The sequence below is a fragment of the Neobacillus drentensis genome, from assembly GCF_036962765.1.
Taxonomy (GTDB): Bacteria; Bacillota; Bacilli; order Bacillales; family Cytobacillaceae; genus Neobacillus; species Neobacillus drentensis_C.
In genome coordinates, this window is the sequence record NZ_JBALOS010000251.1 from 1 (window position 1) to 1,315 (window position 1,315).

General features: G+C 26.8%; 1 protein-coding gene. It reads left to right on the plus strand.

Going from position 1 to position 1,315, the window contains the following annotated elements; genetic code table 11:
* The first annotated feature begins 53 nt into the window (after positions 1 to 53).
* Positions 54 to 1,196 carry a glycosyltransferase family 4 protein gene (locus V7137_RS25460; protein WP_335700664.1) on the plus strand — a complete coding sequence of 381 codons (1,143 nt, stop codon included), beginning with the start codon at positions 54 to 56 and terminating at the stop codon, positions 1,194 to 1,196.
* The last annotated feature ends 119 nt before the right edge of the window (positions 1,197 to 1,315 follow it).

Here is a 1,315-nt window from a genome sequence, read left to right on the forward strand (position 1 = left end):
CAAGAAAGTATAGATTAGTAATTAAATTGGGATCTTATATATGAGGAGATAAAGTGGGTAAAAAAATATTATTTATTTCAGAATTAGTAGGTTTAGGCGGAGGAGAAACAAGCCTTTTAAATATTATCCAAGAATTAAATCTTCGTGGATTTGATATTACTGTAGTTGTACCTAACCAGGGAAAGTTAGTTGATTTATTAATAAAAGAAAATATAAAAGTTGATATTATTGAAGCCCTATTTTTAACAAGAAGAAATAAATATAAATTCCCTTTTGTCTTTTTAAATATCTTAAAATATATATATTACGGGAATTTTGATATTGTGCATTCTAATGCCCTAAAATCTAGTTATTTTTTTGGCATAATTAGTAAAATACTAAGGAAAAAATTTTATTATACTTGTCACGGTCAATGGATTAAATTTTCACGTTTAAAACGATATATTTTACAACGACTCTGTAAAAAAATAGTGGCTGTTTCTAATAATGTAAAAGATAACCTCTTAAAACAAGGATTTTCAACTGAAAAAGTACAGCAAATATATCTAGGAATAGATATTGAAAAATATACATTAAGTAAGACAATAGACCTAAAAACTGAATTAGGAATAGATAAAGATACTATTCTAATTGGTATAATAGCACGTTTTCAAAAAATTAAAGGACAGGACATTTTTGTTAAAAGTGCAAAAGATTTTATTCAGGAACAAGAAGTAAGTGGTAGGAAAGTTTGTTTTATTCTTGTTGGAGATAATACATTTGGTGATCCAATGGATGCGGAGTTTAAACAAGGGATATTCGATTTTGTTAATAATCACAAAATGACAGAAAAAGTTGTATTTTTAGGTGAAAGAACAGATATTCCAGAAATTCTAAAGTCACTTGATTTATTAATAGTGCCTTCAAGAAATGAATCCTTCGGAATGGTAATTATTGAAGCAATGGCATCTGGATGTCCAGTAATAGCATCAAATTGTGATGGCCCAAGTGAAATTATTATTGAAAATGAAACAGGATTACTTTTTGAAGTTGGAAATACAAAACAGCTAACAAGAAATATGATTAATATTTTTGAAAATAAATTGCTTTACGAAAGTATAAAAAAGAAAGCCTTTAGCTTTGTTAATGAAAAATTTTCTATAAAAATAGTTGCTTCCGCTTATATATATATGTATGAAAGTGAGGGAAAAAAGTGAAGATAGCTTTATTATCACAAGAAATGCCATATCCTCCTCATAAAAGTGGAGGAGCAAATACTATATATAATCTTTTTAAAAACATAAAAAGTGATGTTAAGATTGACCTAATTTTATTA